This is a genomic window from Candidatus Methanoperedens nitratireducens, from assembly GCF_900196725.1.
Classification (GTDB): domain Archaea; phylum Halobacteriota; class Methanosarcinia; order Methanosarcinales; family Methanoperedenaceae; genus Methanoperedens; species Methanoperedens nitroreducens_A.
The window spans coordinates 1-14,568 of the sequence record NZ_FZMP01000146.1 but is presented as its reverse complement, the minus strand read 5'-3'; the positions used below and the strand labels follow the sequence as shown (position 1 = coordinate 14,568).

The window sequence follows — 14,568 nt, the reverse complement described above, 5'->3', positions numbered from 1 at the left end:
ATTATCCTTTTATATATTACGTATAGAATAACTTAATCATTCCATTATCATAATTTTTAACATAATTTTCTAACACATGAAAATTATCCTCTTTGAGTCTGATGAAATTATATTGTCCGATATGTCCTCCAGTTCCAATAGCAAAACCAGTATCTAAATAAAATTTATCGAAAATAATTAATGATTTTTCATTCATATTTTGAAGATCTATTCCATCACTCTTTGTTATGAATTTAGTTGTTATAAGTGTAGTTTTGTTCTGCACGTAGGATTCGCTCCATTGATTAAAATATGTTTCATGAGGAGATTCATATAATTTTGAATATGCTGTATTTTTATCCACAAATAAACTCGTCTCAAATCCAGCAATCGTTGAAGATGCAGAAAAAAAGGTTAGACTTATCATGATTAATATAATTAATATCTGCCCTAAATATCTTGATCTCACATTAATTGAATCTTGAATCCGTAAAATCCCGCCGCTTGCTAGAAATACTAACCCGAAAAGTTGAAGAAAAGGATACATTCTATCTGGCAATAAAAAGCCCTGCTTGAGAACTACGCCAATACCGAGTAAAATAGCTAAGGTAACTGTGGATATCATGATAGCCTTTTTAAAGAAAGATTTCTCCTTAAAAAAATATAGAAATCCTATCGTCGATAATAAGATTAAAATACTTGATCCAAAAGTATTTGAGAAAAGGGCTGTAATTGGCAGTTTATCATAAGCGGTTGCTGCAATGACGCTTTTAGATCCTTCTGCAAATGCTTCACTATACGCTTTAATAATGCTAATGAAACTGTTCATCATATTTGAATAAAACATCCATTGTGAAAAGAGTATTACCGCAAATAGTTGTATCAATAAAGGAAATTTGAAATCATGATCGCTATCTTTAACACTTTGAATAAGCTCTACAAAAACCATCGATGATAATACAATAAGAATAATCATTGGAGAGTAATGATGCATGAATACCATCGAAAAGATCATCACGGGATAAAGAGCCGCAAATCTCGGGTCATTTCTCTCATACCTGTATAACACCACTGTAAATAGCACAATAGAAACAAAGTAAATATATGTCATATGTACAGGATGGGAACCGTACATAATCAAATAATCAAGAGATGAATAAATTAACGCCGCAAAAAGACCAAATTTTAAATTTACAAACTTATTACCGATTATAAACACAAAAAGCATACCTAATGAAAGGATTAATCCTCCTAAATACAGATAGGTCATCTTCAAATTAGAACCTGCTATCAGGATATTTGTTGCCACAAAGATATGGGAGTTTGGAAAAAATTGGTATCCACCTATGTTTGGGACGTATCCATTATTTATTATTGAACTTACTAAGCGCAGGCTATAATTTAAATCTGGCAAACCGATTCCATAAGGAAATACGATCTGATTACTTAATGTAATATTTAGAACTAATAAAAATGATTTAATTAAATTTATCGTACCCTGGTTTTTTGTTCTAATAAAATTTATCTCTGCTGCGATACAACCAGCACATAATGAAATAAAGACATAATACCAGATTGTCTTGGTATAGAAACCCTGCAAGAGCGTGAGAAAGCTTAATCCATAAAATATAAAAAATAACGTTGATAATATTAATATACTCCGGCGTGATTTATCCTCTGATACATCAAAGAATTGTTTCTTTTCTTGCTCTTCTGATATATTCTTGTTAAATATAATAAAAATAACAGCACCAATCGTTGCCGACGCTACTAAGAAAATATAACTGAAAAATTTTAGATAATAGAAAATTAAAAACAGGGTAATAAATAATATAAAAGCAATATATTCAAATCGAATCTTGATAGCTGTTTTCAGTAGTCGATCTAACATCATATCTCCATTTTATATCCATCAATTACACTTTTATAAGCATTTTCTAACTTCTTACAAATTACCTCCCAACTATATTCCTCCTCCATTTTTTCCGCCCCATTTTACCCATTTCTTTAGCAAATAAAGGATCGTCAATTAATTTTTTCAATGCTATTACCAAGCCATTTACGTCTTTTGGTTTTACTAAAATACCGCTTTTTCCATTTGAAACAAGTTGTGGTACCTCACCGACTTCACTGACAATCACGGGTAGACCAGATGAACTTGCCTCCATAATAACATTAGGCGCGCCTTCAGATAATGAAGGAAGAACGAAAATATCTGAGACATTCATTAATGACGATATGTCTTCTCTGAAACCCATAAAAATTATTTTATCCGAATAAGATTTTGAAAATTCTTCATAATTCTTTCTCAAATTGCCATCTCCTACTATGATGAATTTAACATTTTTATAATTTGAAATTATTTTCATTCCAGCCTGAAGGAGATAATTCACACCCTTGACAAGATCGAGTCTTCCAACAAATAAAATAATAATATCATCAGTTGTAATTCCTATTTCTTTTTTTAAAGCATTACTACCCGTTCTATATTTGAAGAGTTCAGTATCTACTCCTGTTGTTATTAAAAAAACTTTATTCTTATCTATTTCTAGCTTTGGCATATAATTATATAATTCAGAACTTAAAAACTGTATACCATTTGCAACTTTAAAAATTCTTTTCCCAACTAGCATTGAATATATATAACCCACAGTATCAACCACTCTATTTCCACAGAACCATGTTATACCCGGAAGAGAATCAATTGTAACAATAACAGGTAATTTTACCTTATTAGTTAAATAAATGCTTGGTAGTGCGGTTAAATATTCCATGTGAGTATAAACAATTATATTTGGCTGCCAAATATTACAAATTTCTTTTATCTTATTCGTTAGTTTTATAAAATTTGGTACGGGATATCTCAATGCATTGAAAATATAAGGTATTCTATAAACCTCAACATTATTATTAATTTTCTCATAATTAGATTGGCCTCTCCACTTTATCGAGATAATTTTGAATGTGTTTCCTTTTTCGCTAAGCTTAATGGCCTGTCTGTACCAAAAAACTCCTTGTCGAGATTCTAAAGTGGTTGGATTCATGGATGGAAACCAAGGAACAATCTGGCAGATTTTCAATTATTCCCACTTTTCGTGCAAAAATTTTCATCCAACAATACTAAAATCAAGATATTTTTCAAGGAATATTTTTGAACTGATTTCATAATAACCTATTTATCCACCTTATTAATAACCCTTACCATTGCACTAATTACCGTCGTTTTTGGGAGTACATCCTTAGTTATGGTGGCACCTGCACCAACCACTGCATTCTCCCCAACTATAACTCCCGGTAAAATAATAGCACATGATCCAATCCATGATTTCTTTTTTAATGTTATAGCAGATACAATCTTTCTGGAATCATCATGGGTTATCAATGCGGCTCTATATGCTATCGTTACATTATCCTCTATGGTTATAAGTTCTGGATATTGATCGTCAATCAATACATATGAAGCTATAAAACAATTTTTCCCGATTCTTACACCTGCTAATGAATATAGAAATATCTTGATTTTTGATCCGATAGGCAACATGGCAATAAAACATAACACTTTATTAAATACCGCTCTTAATATATATTTTTCACCATATTTTGTTCGGGATATTTTTTCATTCATATTCAACCTCTAATAAAAGCCCCAGGGTGGAATCGAACCACCGACCACTTACTTACTGAATAAGCACTCTGCCGACTGAGCTACCGAGGCACATTTTTTATTCGAATATCACCTTTAATTTATTTTCTGGAATCCATGTATGAACTGGTAAGCCTATTAAATTTTTTGATAACATCATCGCGTTTGTTATCTTATCCCGAAACTTGGAAAGGTATAAACTTGTTGAAATAGGATAACCGTGGTCTGGAATTAACGGCTCTATTCCCGATGCTCTAATTTTCTCACAAATTTTATCCCTTTTATCTTCAGATTCAACTCTTACAAAATATCTCGAATAAACCGCATAGCTATCTTTTTTTCCATAGGCGGATAAACATCGTCGAATTTTTTAAGAATTTCCGTATACCCCAATGCGATTTTTCTTCGTCTTTCAAAAATCTCTGATTTCATTTCCTGTATTCCTATGGCATATGACAGCAGAGAAATATCCTGGTCATCAATTATCTCTTCCGTATAATTATCATATTGATGCGAGACTATCATATCTTTTGTTCTACAGCCAACGATACCATATAATTGTGGGTTAGAGAGCATGATCGATCCGAATATCTTTAGAAATACCTTTCCTGAATTTTTATATTCTTTTAAAGTAGTATCCTTTATTCGTTTAAACAATTCATCATCCAAAACTATTAATCCACCGCCGTCCCCCATGCTGATACTTTTGCCAATCCCAAAACTTATTATACCAAAATCGCCATATGTTCCAACTGGCTTATTATTATATTTTGCGCCAAATGCAGATGCTGCGTCTTCGATCAGAAAAATATTATGGTCATCGCAAATATCCTTCAATGCTTTCAAATCTGAGGGGCATCCAATGGTATGAACTGTTAAAATAGCTTTTGTTTTATCAGAGATACGATCTAAAACTGAATTCGGGTCTATATTATAGTCTTCCAGTTGCGCATCTGCAGGTATAGGCATGGCTCCGGTTTCTCTTACAACCATAGGAACGATATCAGTCGTGAATGCCGGCAGGATCACTTCATCACCCTTACCGATCTTTAAACTTTTTAATGCTATATACAGGGATCTCCTGCCAGAACTTGTAGTTAGGTACCTATCGGTTTGAAGATATTCCTTTATTCTTTGCTCAAATTCCTCCTTTACATTTTTATTAGTAAATAGAGAAGATGTTGCCTTGAGCAATTCATGAATTGTATGTGGCGGGGCGTGCGAAGGTATCATTTTCTCCTTTTAAAATATATTATGAAATAATCATGGAAATTTTTTTGCGACATATGGGCCAATCTTAGTCAACATCCATGGCATTTTTTTAGTAAATCGTGAAAATAAATCATAATTCTTGTACGGATTTGCATGTTCGCCTGCTGAGGGAGGATAAATATAACTGAACATTTCTACTCTCGTAGCACCCCATTTCTTTTTATACCGTTCATAATCCGAATCTGGTCTTGTTCTTCCAAAATCAACGACATCAAATCTGTTATTTGTAGCATATTCAATTTGCTCGTTGTAAAGCACATCATTCCCTCTATAATTCAGGTAATTTTCATCTGAAACAAGACCAACCATCAAATCCCTGTTATTGAACGGAAAACTCATCATACCACCAATAGGTACATCTTTTAAATATGCAAAAGTGAAACGGGCTTTTGTGTATTTTGCAATATTTTCAAATAAAAACTTTGGCATGGGAGGAGTTCCCAACTTAGCCATTGTCTTTAAATATAATTCATAATAAACATCAATATTTTTTTCTTCCGAAACCCTGACCCCATCTTCAATTGCGTTTCTTACAGAATTTCGCACTCTTGATTTTTTGGTGTATAAACCAAACCATATATCTTTTTCATAGTTTTTCCCCTTTATATCGATATAAAAATCATATGCCTTAAATTGCTTGACGTATCCGAATTTATCAAAATTAATATTCTCGTTGTTCGGAAGAACCCTTAATTCTGCATAATCTATTCTCTCTCGATCACACTTGTTTTTATAAAAGTTTAATATATCCTCGTATGCTTCACCGAATTCTATATCTACGATTGGACCACCGTATTCAAAAAAGGGCTGAGAAACAATAACTCTTCCAAAAAATGTCTTAATATTAAAAGCCGGTGAAATTCCTACTAAATTATTATCCGAATCCTTAACAACCAGATATTCAGGTTTAAAACCAAAAGTCAGTTCAATAACTTTTTTCCATCCAATGGTATGAAAAATAGTGGTTTCTTTATGATTATTAACGAATTTTTCCCAATCTGTTTCGTCATTTGAACTGAATGGAAAAATTTCATATCTCATAAATTTAATACTTCCCTGATTGGTGCAAATTTAAAATTCTTTAGCAAGCTTTCCAGCTTGGATAATGATGAATTTATCCCGTAATATGTTTGGAATTTTATATGTGGAGGTACTTTAAGTCTTGGCGTTTCCTTAAATGTTTCCCATGGATGAATATAAATTATGGCAGGTCTTGTTTTATTTACTTGACTTATTGCAGAATTTAAAAACCATAAAGGTAAGGCCCTTAAATAAAAACCACCAGCTATAGGGATATTCTTCCATATTCTAATTACGGTCATAGGAAACTCGATAATATCCCCTTCCGGATCATGTTTAGATATATCTTCTACATTAGGTTTATACGGAGCAAGTTGAGCTTTTGGAACCCCATATAACCCCGTCTTGAAGGGAAATATGCTTGAATCATATTTATAGCCATACTTTTTTAGAAGTTCAAAAACCCAAGAAGTAGATTGATCTACTGAAAAAGTGGGTGCTCGAAATCCTAAAGGTTGCTCATGTGTAATGGATTTTATAAGATTGGTAGATTTTTTTAGTTCTTCTTCAAATTGATTTTTGCCTAATCTATGCAATGTATCATGAGTATATGAATGCGAACAAATTTCATGACCTTCCTCATGTAACATTTTAATATAATCTGGATTATTTTCAGCAATATTACCCAGAACAAAAAAAGTAACTTTGGTATTGTATTTATTTAATAACTCTAAAAGTTTATTATTTGCTTCAATAGCTTGACATTTAAAGGTTTCAGGTAGATATTTAATTAATAACTCAGGAGAGTACCAACATTCTAAATCCACGCTCAATGCATTTTTCATTTATTTTTAATCCCATTCCTATTCTTACTGCAAAAAACGATACCTAAAGAAATAAAATAAAGATTCAAATTTTATATGTCCTCCACATCGTAATTGCAATGTATCTCTACATCCTTGAACACGAGGCGTGATCTTTAATCAGCGTTAAAATTTCAATTGGGCAACACATCATTATCATTAACCCTCTTGTCAACCAGCTCTTTTCATAACGATACTTTCATCCCACTCGAAACGATTTTTCCATTCATTTCCTCTTTCAAGCATTTTCCTCATGTCACATCCCATTTAAATTTTGAATTATCAAGCAGTCTAGAAATTGAATGAAGTATAAACCCACAAAAAATCGAAATCATCCCTACTTGTATCGCTATAATCATAAACAATGTCGGCCCTAATGGTAACTCTCCACCAGATCTCCAATTCTCAATAAAATTAATCCCCATAACTAATCCAACAACCATAAGAATTATTCCAGGCACAGTAAAATAATAAAGCGGCTTTCGAAGCTCGACATCCCTCAATATTTGCACCAGCACCTTCACTCCGTGGCTCACAGGATTCTGGCTTGATGTATCCTCCACATCGTAATTGCAATGTATCTCTACCTCCTTGAACTTGAGGTCGTGGTCTTTGATCTGCATCAGTATCTCAGAACCGGCGGACATATCAGTATCATTTATCCTTATCTTCTCTATCGCTTTTTTCCCATATGCCCGAAATCCGCTCTGGGTATCTGAAAAATGAATCCCGCCTGCAAAATTAGTGGCGCTATCAAGCACTTTCATACCTATCTTCCTGTATGCTGGGACATTCTTTCCATTCCCGTTAATAAACCTTGACCCTATCACCAGATCAGCGCCATTGTTTAGGGATTCCAATAATTTCGGTATCTCTCCTGAATCATGCTGCCCGTCGGAGTCTATTATAACCATCGCATCAGCTTTCATCTCTCTCGCACTCTCGAAGATCGTTTTCAACGCCCCGCCGTATCCTCTGTTCTCCGGGTGCTTTATGACAATTGCGCCCAGCGCCTCAGCAATCTCAGCGGTGGCGTCTGTGCTGCCGTCGTCAACCACTATTACTTTATCCACGTATTTCCTGCACCCGACAATGGTTTTTGCTATGTATTTTTCCTCATTAAATGCGGGCATGGCAGCGACTGTTGTAATCTTACCATACTTTATCCATTTTCCATAGCTTACAGGATTCTCGGTTGAACAGCCCGCATCATACTTTACTCCTATCTCAACTTCCTTCACTCTAAGCCCAGCCTTCATAGCATCAGCAAGCATCTCGCTCTCTATAGCCAGTCCGTTTGACCTGAACTTGAACACAGGCACAGTATGCACCGCAAATGCCCTGAAACCGCTCTGTGTATCCGTAATGCTAAGTCCGCTGTTAAGATTGGTGGCAGTATCAAGAACGTTTTGTCCTATGCGGCGGTAAAAAGGCGTATTCTTCCCGTTCCCGTTCATATACCGGCTCCCGTTCACCATATCAGCCTCTCCCTCAAGGATGGGCGCGATAAGCTTCGGTATTTCTTCGGCATCGTGCTGCCCATCAGTGTCCATGGTCACGATGACCCTGGTTCCGTTCTTGGAAGCCTCTTTAAAACCGGTTTTAGCGCAGCACCCTTGCCTCTGTTGATAGGATGGCGGATAACCTCGGCACCTGCGAGCTTTGCCATCTCCGCCGTACGATCACTGCTGCCATCGTCGATAACGATAACGCGGTCAACATGCTGCCGTGAATGCAGCACTATGCTGCCTATGGACACCTCTTCATTGTATGCAGGAAGGATAGCGAGAATCTCATCGCTCATATGAACTCCTGCCTACAATTTTTGGCATGCAACATTTTTAAGAGCCGATACCGTCCCATTGTTATTAGCATACATTTCCACCACTTATCAACCAATCCAACCACGACGTTCTTATGGTATATAATCTTTTCGAAATCATTAAGTAATCTTTGTTATTATAATAATAATTATGAACAGCTTGCTCGAGCTAAAATAAAGGCATCCTTTTGCTAGATAACCCTTGAACGGCTTTTCCTCTACAGCCCTCTTAGCAATCCGGCAGTGTTCATACCGAATATCCTCATAACAGCCAGGAAACCGGTAAGCAGACCTATAACGATCGTGATCATAACCCCCATATAAAGATAAGCCGGCTGCAAAATCACAAGCTTATCAATACCCATGTAGGCATAGAGCAGGTCGTTCAGTATATCGACAAGGGGTATACTGATAAGTATCCCGGCAGCACCTCCCAGGAGACTTATGATCAGCCCCTCGATTCCGATACTCTTAAATATCGACCACCTGCTTAAACCTATTACCTGCATGATTGCTATCTCCTTCTTTTTTTCATTGATGCTGAGGAGAACGGTATTTGCAGCCATCATTGCCCCCATTATGATAGCAAGGATAACAATAGAAGCTGCGCTGGCTAAAGGGAGGCTGTTCTGTTTTAAGGCTTTTTTCAGGTATCCCTGGTTCGTGCTGACGGTGTACTGGGGGTATTTTTGCTGTATATCTTTCTGGATATCATTTGCCCTTGCAGGGTTTTTGAGCCGGATAAGGATCATTGTTGCGCCATCGTAATATTTGTTCCCTGTTATATCCTGCAGTTCGGATAAGTACATGATGACCATCGGATTTGAACTGAACATGGAAAGGGAATCAGTTAGCCCGGTAATATTGAATTTCTGGTTTTTCGCCTCACTGAGGGTTTTACCGACATGGATAGTGTCCCCGACTTTAACATTGAGGAGACTGGCTGTCCTGCTGTCTATCAGGACCTCATTTTTCCATTTACCATCATATCTTCCTTTATTGTAATGTGTGTCGGTGCCAAGGTCCCTGCCCTGAATAATTGTCACCATCGAACCGCCTGTCCCGTCCACTCCGACCGCAAAGACCGCCTTCGGCTCTGCATCCTCTTTATAGGCATAGACCATCTCGGTCAGCAGAGGCATTTCCCAGGCTATATCCCGGTTTTTCCGGAGACTTTCAAGCATCCTGTGCGCATCTGTTATCTTGGATTCCCCCGTACCCATATACTGGGACTGGATGTCGGAAGCGCTTCCTGTTACCCACAGGTGAATGGTGCTCTGGTCCAGGATATTCCCGCCTGTAGTAAGAAGCCCGTTGCCTATGGAAGCAAGGAGGATTATAGAGAGGACTGCAAAAGCTACGCCCATAACAGCAAGACATGTCCTGAGTTTATTTCTTTTCAGATTTCTTATTGCAAGCATGTGTTCCTCCTTGTTCCAGCTATCCTTATCATACTAATCCCAGCGGTATGAACCCGAAGAGAAAGATATTGATCATTCCATGGGTAAGGGCAATGAATGCCAGGCTTCTTGTCCTCTGGAAGAGATAACCTATGAGGAAGCCGGCGGATGTGGTGAATATGATCTCGTATAACGTCCCATAGCCGGAGTGCATCGCCCCGAATAACAGGCTTGCGATTATCAATCCTCCCATGCTCCCGGCAGCCTGTTCAAGGCGGGTCTGTACCATGCTTCTGAAGAGAAGTTCTTCGGACAAGCCTGTGAAGATTAACATTATCACCATGAAAACAAGAACGTTCTGAAATGTGGGTGCAGGTATCAGGCTCTCCACGGTTATGGTACTATATTCCATCCTGCCAAGAACCATGCCCAGGATAACAGAGGCGGGGAAATATATATGCAGTTTTTCAAAGGATACGCCTATCTCCCGCCCTGAAAATTTCTGGTTTTTTGCCACATAGTATATGGAGATGAATATAGGACCATATACAAGTGGAAAGATATAGAGCGTCCTTGTAAAGAATATCGGCATGGTAATATTGAGGAGGCGAAAGAGCGGAAGTAGAGCAAGCACTTGCAGCAGGTTTGAGATTTCAATATCACGGATGCGGGAGGCGGCGAGGGATAAGGCAAGAAGGGTTATGATATGGAGGGTTATACCGTAGCTGGTATACTTTAAAAATAAAAAGGTCTCAGCTATGATTATGGCGGACACGGGCAGCAGGACAGCGGGCTTTAACTTCATATCTCCTATCCTTTTGTCCGGTTTGTCCCGGGATTTGCGGTCGAATTTACGAATTTTTTAATGAATTCTTTGATGGTTTCATACAAGTTTGTCTCGGGTATTTCAGTCGAATTTACCCACAGATGGGTCTCACGGTATGGCGCTTCCATGCCCTCCCTGAACAGGAGGAACTCAAGCTTAAGGTTGCTGCCCGTCCTGTTTATTGCAAAAGTTACCGGATTTTCCCATGTCTGGTTATTGCCAAGTTGTACCTTTTTCTCAAGGAAGGTATTGTTCTGTACCTGTACCTGCAGCGTGTAATTGATATCGGAGTATTCATGGTTCACGATTCCGACTATGAGGTTTACAGGTACGCCCAGGCTTACTTCTCTTGGGTAATCGGAAGCTTTTCCGGAGGCACCGAGAATATAGAACTCGGTGAACTTCTCGCCCTGTTTCGGGGTTACTATTACGTATATCAGCGTAATAAGGGAGAACACTATGGAAAGGACAAGGATGAGCGTCAATATCCTGTCAGTCCTGTTCTCCTGTCCTGAAAATCCTTCTCTTATACCTGCAATCGCGGCTTTTAAAGGAACTTCAAATCTTTTATCCTGCGGGAGTTGGAGACGCCTGAAATAGGCTATTACCCATAAGAGCAGGCTGAATAGGATCAGGGTGACAGTTATCGGCATTATGCGGATACCCCAGGGAGTGAAATTCAGTCCCAGTCCGAGCAGGGGTACTATTGCGATGCTCAGACCGAAACTCAGGGCAGCGCGTTCAATGCCGTCAATATCATCCCTGCCCGGGAAAAGCGCCGCTATCAGGACATAACCCGGAGCGAACAGGACCATGGGTATGCCGAGAATGGTCCTGACTATGGTCTCATCCAGCGGCGGTATTGTCAGGAATATCACCGTCAGGAGGAGATATACTACTATTAACTTCAAATCCAGCGGCGGCTCTTCAGGGATGTGTAATTTCATAGATCAACCCGGCATACCTGAAAGTTCTATGCGTTTTGCCATAATCACGGGTAACAGTCCGGATAATACGCCCGCAGCCAGTGCAATTACCACGCCGCCTAATTGCAGCACAGGACTGACTACAGAAACCTGTCCCGCCCCGAAAAAACGGTAAGCCGATATGTTCAGTACTTCCTGCCCGAGCCTGCTCAATAAGATTCCCATAATACCGCCAAGCAGGGAGAGTATAACAGACTCATACAACACCATTTTCGCGATTGAGCGCTGGGATATGCCTATGGCCTTCATCAGTGCAAGTTCCTGTTTTTTCTCGTTTACGGATAGCACCATAGTGCTGCTGATGAACAGTACAGCGATGAGTGCGGAGACAGCCGAAACAGCTATCGCGGTCGCAAGCATCTTTTTGTCGCTTGCGACATTATAGACCGAATACTCGGCATTACTCAGGACAAGGGCATCAGGGAAAAGTTCCCTGATATAATCCATAGAACCGCTGCTCTGTGCGATTATATAGTTAGCCCTGTCACCTTTAAGATTACCTGTTAGTTCCTGCAGCTCCGAGAGATGAAGCACCGCGATAGGACTGATAGAATATCCGGTTTCCGAGATTATTCCCATTACTCTGAAAGAATTATTAGAATTATTGAGGCTGCTGGCTGATGCCCCGAGACGCATTGTGTCCCCGACATTCAGTCCCAGGAGCTTTGCCGTCTTCTCATTAATCACAGCCTCACCTGTCCTGGCACCGTTTGTAAAATGATAATCACCCGGGGTAAGATCCTGTGCGGACACAGGCAGCGTATCTGTACCTGCCGGAATAATCCCCATTCCCAGGATGAGCTTTGAAGAGCTGCCCGGCGAGGATGCGTAAATCAGCCGGTTCAACACCGGTGTTGCGCCCTTGATATCGGGATTGGAGCGGATTTTCCCAATGCTTTGATGAACATCCCCCAGCATCGTTTTCTCGGAATTGGATACTATGTCGGTAACGCTTGAGTCCTTTGGCATGATCCAGTAATCCACTGACCCTTCATGCATTGCTGCAGTTCCCTGTTTCATGCCCACACCGATAGAAACGAGCAGTATTGCCATTGAGACTGCGACAGCAACGGCTGATGCCGTGAAAATCGTACGTCCTTTCCTCCGCAAAAGTCCCGCAACTGCAATCTTAGCGTACGTCGCTTACCACCCTCCCGTCCTGGAGCCTAATTATCCTCATTGCGCTCTTTGCGATAGAATCATCATGTGTAACCACAATTATTGTTTTCTCGTACTCCTGGTTGATCCGCGTAAGGAGTTCCAGGGTATGTCTCCCGCTTGCGCTATCAAGTTCGCCTGTCGGCTCATCTGCAAGTATAAGGGGAGGGTCGTTTGCAAGTGCCCTGACGATAGCCACTCTCTGCTGCTCGCCGCCGCTTAACTGTCCGGGCATGTGCCTTGCCCTTTCTCTTAACCCGACTTCGTCAAGTAATTCCATAATTCTCTTCTTTCGCTCCCCCCTTGGAATGCCGGCTTCTTTCATGGGCAGTTCGATATTCTCATAGGCACTGAGAGCCGGGAGAAGGTAAAAATGCTGGAATACGAAACCCAGCTCCCGCAGGCGCAGCCCAGTCATAGCCTTTCCGCTCATCCTGCTTGTTTCCATGTCTTTGATGAATATTTTACCGCTGGTTGGTTTATCTATGCAGCCGAGGATGTGCAGCAATGTTGACTTGCCTGAGCCGCTCGGGCCTGTGATGGCGACGAATTCCCCCTGCTCGATAGAAAGATTGATATCAGTAAGAGCATGGATGTATGTTTCATCCAGCCTGTAGGTTTTAGATAGTTCCACTGTTTTTATCAAAGGCATTTTAGCTCCTGATTTTTCTGAGTACCAAGAAAATGACCCCGGTCAGAAATAAAAAGGCGACTGCCGGCAGGATGTAGCCTGCTGCTGTGGGAGCTTGCGGAGAAAGCTCGGTCACGTTTATAGTACCTTCTCCTGATATCCCTATGAGTTCTGGATATCCCAGTATTATATTATCTGATGCGATGGCAGCATACAAAGAAAACCTGCTGTATGCGCTTTCCGGGATATTTATATCGGTCTCATAAATGCCATCCTGCGTTCGGTTAGCAGACGACTCAAGACTGCTGCTGTTCTTTACAAGCACTACTCTGACAGGCAGGCTGGTATCCGGCGAAACCCTGACTTTTACGTGCAACGTTCCTCCGGCGGGGACGATCGTACTGGAAGGTATCACCGAGAGATTGTACTTTGAGATAACCACGGGTTTGACCGCCAGTATGTCGCCCTGGTAAAATACTGCAAAGACATATGTACCGGGTACCGTAACAGCGCCGCCTGGCATAACCGCCTCAGCCATCCCATCCGTATAATAAACCATGTGGTTCCACAGGAAATTCTTGTTCTTATCCAGGAGCGAAAGCTGGAAGCTCTCTACATCCGTAGCATTAACCGTGATATTGACCGTTTCTCCCAGGGAATAGGCGCCAATATCACGAATATCGTAGATTTCACCTTGGTACGCTAACGTCCTGTCCAGAGTATCAATAGTCTTATCAAGCGAGATTGTTGTGGCTGCTGCGGGCTGAAGGTTCGAAAGAAGAATGAGAGCAGTAACCACAATTCTCATTTTTATACCTGACACACCGTTAAAGAATGACAATCCAAATAACTCCTCCCGGGTCTAACTTTAAACTCTCATTATTACACATACCTCATAAGCCTGTCGTCTTGCTCCGGTGTGACAATGATCAGATTAAAACTGTATAGTCCCGAATGTTTTGGCCTTA

The 14,568-nt window shown here is 39.9% G+C and carries 13 protein-coding genes, 1 tRNA gene and 1 pseudogene; all 15 read right to left on the bottom strand.

The window, feature by feature from the left end; genetic code table 11:
• Nucleotides 1-16: 16 nt before the first annotated feature.
• Nucleotides 17-1,873: a hypothetical protein gene (locus MNV_RS10040; protein WP_143311728.1), complete on the bottom strand. Its 1,857-nt coding sequence runs from the start codon at nucleotides 1,871-1,873 to the stop codon at nucleotides 17-19.
• A 58-nt stretch (nucleotides 1,874-1,931) separates the two neighbouring features.
• Nucleotides 1,932-3,059 (bottom strand): glycosyltransferase family 4 protein, encoded by a 1,128-nt coding sequence (locus tag MNV_RS10035; protein ID WP_096205712.1) that lies wholly within the window; start codon nucleotides 3,057-3,059, stop codon nucleotides 1,932-1,934.
• Between the two features lie 92 nt (nucleotides 3,060-3,151).
• A complete protein-coding gene (locus tag MNV_RS21010) occupies nucleotides 3,152-3,604 on the bottom strand; it encodes an acyltransferase (protein ID WP_096205710.1) in 453 nt (150 codons plus the stop codon).
• Nucleotides 3,605-3,621: 17 nt separating this feature from the next.
• A tRNA-Thr gene (locus MNV_RS10025) sits at nucleotides 3,622-3,694 on the bottom strand.
• Nucleotides 3,695-3,922: 228 nt separating this feature from the next.
• On the bottom strand, nucleotides 3,923-4,855 hold the full coding sequence (locus tag MNV_RS10020; RefSeq protein WP_096205708.1) for a DegT/DnrJ/EryC1/StrS family aminotransferase: 933 nt from the start codon (nucleotides 4,853-4,855) through the stop codon (nucleotides 3,923-3,925).
• Between the two features lie 30 nt (nucleotides 4,856-4,885).
• A complete protein-coding gene (locus MNV_RS10015) occupies nucleotides 4,886-5,935 on the bottom strand; it encodes a GNAT family N-acetyltransferase (protein ID WP_096205707.1) in 1,050 nt (349 codons plus the stop codon).
• Nucleotides 5,932-6,759 carry a polysaccharide deacetylase family protein gene (locus MNV_RS10010; protein ID WP_096205705.1) on the bottom strand — a complete coding sequence of 276 codons (828 nt, stop codon included), beginning with the start codon at nucleotides 6,757-6,759 and terminating at the stop codon, nucleotides 5,932-5,934. Before MNV_RS10010 ends, MNV_RS10015 begins: the two co-directional genes overlap by 4 nt.
• A gap of 269 nt (nucleotides 6,760-7,028) precedes the next feature.
• Nucleotides 7,029-7,910 (bottom strand): glycosyltransferase family 2 protein, encoded by an 882-nt coding sequence (locus tag MNV_RS10005; protein ID WP_096205737.1) that lies wholly within the window; start codon nucleotides 7,908-7,910, stop codon nucleotides 7,029-7,031.
• Between the two features lie 261 nt (nucleotides 7,911-8,171).
• Nucleotides 8,172-8,581, bottom strand: a pseudogene (locus tag MNV_RS20720) (glycosyltransferase family 2 protein); the annotation flags it as partial.
• Nucleotides 8,582-8,817: 236 nt separating this feature from the next.
• Nucleotides 8,818-10,020 (bottom strand): ABC transporter permease, encoded by a 1,203-nt coding sequence (locus tag MNV_RS09995; RefSeq protein WP_096205703.1) that lies wholly within the window; start codon nucleotides 10,018-10,020, stop codon nucleotides 8,818-8,820.
• Between the two features lie 28 nt (nucleotides 10,021-10,048).
• Nucleotides 10,049-10,804 (bottom strand): CPBP family intramembrane glutamic endopeptidase, encoded by a 756-nt coding sequence (locus tag MNV_RS09990; RefSeq protein WP_096205701.1) that lies wholly within the window; start codon nucleotides 10,802-10,804, stop codon nucleotides 10,049-10,051.
• Between the two features lie 5 nt (nucleotides 10,805-10,809).
• A complete protein-coding gene (locus MNV_RS09985; protein ID WP_096205700.1) occupies nucleotides 10,810-11,772 on the bottom strand; it encodes a DUF1616 domain-containing protein in 963 nt (320 codons plus the stop codon).
• 3 nt (nucleotides 11,773-11,775) lie between these two features.
• Nucleotides 11,776-12,921 carry an ABC transporter permease gene (locus MNV_RS09980; protein WP_096205698.1) on the bottom strand — a complete coding sequence of 382 codons (1,146 nt, stop codon included), beginning with the start codon at nucleotides 12,919-12,921 and terminating at the stop codon, nucleotides 11,776-11,778.
• Between the two features lie 19 nt (nucleotides 12,922-12,940).
• Complete coding sequence (locus tag MNV_RS09975; RefSeq protein WP_096205697.1) at nucleotides 12,941-13,621, bottom strand: ABC transporter ATP-binding protein; 681 nt, start codon at nucleotides 13,619-13,621, stop codon at nucleotides 12,941-12,943.
• Nucleotide 13,622: 1 nt separating this feature from the next.
• A complete protein-coding gene (locus tag MNV_RS09970; RefSeq protein ID WP_096205695.1) occupies nucleotides 13,623-14,408 on the bottom strand; it encodes a hypothetical protein in 786 nt (261 codons plus the stop codon).
• Nucleotides 14,409-14,568 lie beyond the last annotated feature (160 nt).

What these genes read in the sequence shown, in the direction of transcription:
- MNV_RS10040 (WP_143311728.1), bottom strand. Translation starts at nt 1,873, where the DNA reads ATGATGTTAGATCGACTACTGAAAACAGCTATCAAGATTCGATTTGAA.
- MNV_RS21010 (WP_096205710.1), bottom strand. Translation starts at nt 3,604, where the DNA reads ATGAATGAAAAAATATCCCGAACAAAATATGGTGAAAAATATATATTA.
- MNV_RS10020 (WP_096205708.1), bottom strand. Translation starts at nt 4,855, where the DNA reads ATGATACCTTCGCACGCCCCGCCACATACAATTCATGAATTGCTCAAG.
- MNV_RS10015 (WP_096205707.1), bottom strand. Translation starts at nt 5,935, where the DNA reads ATGAGATATGAAATTTTTCCATTCAGTTCAAATGACGAAACAGATTGG.
- MNV_RS10010 (WP_096205705.1), bottom strand. Translation starts at nt 6,759, where the DNA reads ATGAAAAATGCATTGAGCGTGGATTTAGAATGTTGGTACTCTCCTGAG.
- MNV_RS10005 (WP_096205737.1), bottom strand. Translation starts at nt 7,910, where the DNA reads ATGCCCGCATTTAATGAGGAAAAATACATAGCAAAAACCATTGTCGGG.
- MNV_RS09995 (WP_096205703.1), bottom strand. Translation starts at nt 10,020, where the DNA reads ATGCTTGCAATAAGAAATCTGAAAAGAAATAAACTCAGGACATGTCTT.
- MNV_RS09990 (WP_096205701.1), bottom strand. Translation starts at nt 10,804, where the DNA reads ATGAAGTTAAAGCCCGCTGTCCTGCTGCCCGTGTCCGCCATAATCATA.
- MNV_RS09985 (WP_096205700.1), bottom strand. Translation starts at nt 11,772, where the DNA reads ATGAAATTACACATCCCTGAAGAGCCGCCGCTGGATTTGAAGTTAATA.
- MNV_RS09975 (WP_096205697.1), bottom strand. Translation starts at nt 13,621, where the DNA reads ATGCCTTTGATAAAAACAGTGGAACTATCTAAAACCTACAGGCTGGAT.
- MNV_RS09970 (WP_096205695.1), bottom strand. Translation starts at nt 14,408, where the DNA reads ATGAGAATTGTGGTTACTGCTCTCATTCTTCTTTCGAACCTTCAGCCC.